Here is a 1271-nt window from a genome sequence, read left to right as displayed (position 1 = left end):
GGGTCGGGACGGACGCCGACGCCCGCCGCACCGTGCGGCAGGACGCCGTCGACCGGTTCTCGCTGCGAGCCCGGGCCGCCGTCCTCGAGCGGCTGTACGCCGACGTCGTGGCCTCGGACGAGCGCGCGCCGGGCACGTCCGCCGTCGCGGCGACGGAGCCGACCGGCGTGGGTGGCCGGCACCGTGCCTCCTCGTCCCTCGCCGGCGGCCTGTCGGCCGTGCGCCCGGCCGGCACGGGCCGACGGGTCGTGACGGCGTGACCTCGACGGTCGCCCGCCCCCTCGTCGGCTGGTACGTGCACCACCACGGTGCCGGGCACCGCACCCGCTTCTCGGCCGTCCGGCCGCACCTCGACGCCGACGTCGTCGTCTTCAGTTCGCTGAGCGCCCCCGTCGACCTGCCGGACGACACCACCTGGATCGAACTCGAGCGCGACGACGCCCCGACCACGGGCCCGGACGGCGTGGTCCGTCACCCCGCCGACGCCTCGCCGACCGTGGGAGGCCTGCTGCACTGGGCTCCCGTGGGGCACCCCGGGCACGCCTCCCGCCTGGCCCGCATCGCCGGGGAGATCGCCGGGGCGGCGGACGGCGGGCGCCCCTTCGACGCGATGGTCGTCGACGTCTCGGTCGAGGTGACGCTCTTCGTGCGGCTGCTCGGCGTCGAGGTCGTCGTGGTCTCGCAACCCGGCGACCGGACCGACGAACCCCACCGACTCGCCTATGACGCGGCGTCGCGCGTGATCGCGCCCTGGCCCGCCGGGACGCACGACTCGTCGGCGCTCGACCGGGTCGCCGAGAAGGTGCGCTGGGTCGGCGGGATCTCGCGGCAGGACGGGCGCGGGGCCTCGGACCGCGGGTCGGCCGTCGTGCCCGGCAGCGTCCTCTTCGTGGGCGGTGCCGGCGGCAGCGACCACGGGGACCTCTCGGCCGCGGTCGCCCGCGCGGCTCGGGCCACGCCCGGCACGACCTGGTCGGCCCTCGGGCTCGACACGTGGGTCGACGATCCGTGGGAGGCCATGACCTCGGCCGAGGTGATCGTGACCTGGGCCGGCCAGAACACCGTCGCCGACCTCGCCGCCCTCGGCGCACGTGCCGTGGTCGTGCCGCAGACCCGACCCTTCGACGAGCAGCTCACGACCGCCCGGGCGCTCGATCGGGCCGGCCTCGCCGTCGTGGCGCCGTCCTGGCCCGTCGACGACGAGTGGCCGTCGGTGGTCGAGCGCGCCCGGGGGCTGCGGCCCGACTGGTCGGCGTGGCAGGTCGAGGGGG

2 protein-coding genes are annotated in these 1271 nt (G+C 77.3%); both read left to right on the top strand.

Annotation, left to right across the window (positions count from 1 at the left end; translation table 11 throughout):
• The coding region (locus tag IFT36_RS16685; protein ID WP_200413667.1) for a hypothetical protein at positions 1-260 on the top strand (260 nt) is incomplete at its 5' end.
• Positions 257-1271 (top strand): glycosyltransferase (locus IFT36_RS17050; RefSeq protein WP_200413666.1); only part of this gene is annotated, 1015 nt, incomplete at its 3' end. The genes IFT36_RS16685 and IFT36_RS17050, both read left to right, overlap by 4 nt.

The organism is Frigoribacterium sp. CFBP 13605 (assembly GCF_014839405.1).
In the GTDB taxonomy this organism is placed as follows: domain Bacteria; phylum Actinomycetota; class Actinomycetes; order Actinomycetales; family Microbacteriaceae; genus Frigoribacterium.
Note: the sequence above shows the minus strand (reverse complement) of the source record. Positions and strands in the feature narration are given on the sequence as shown.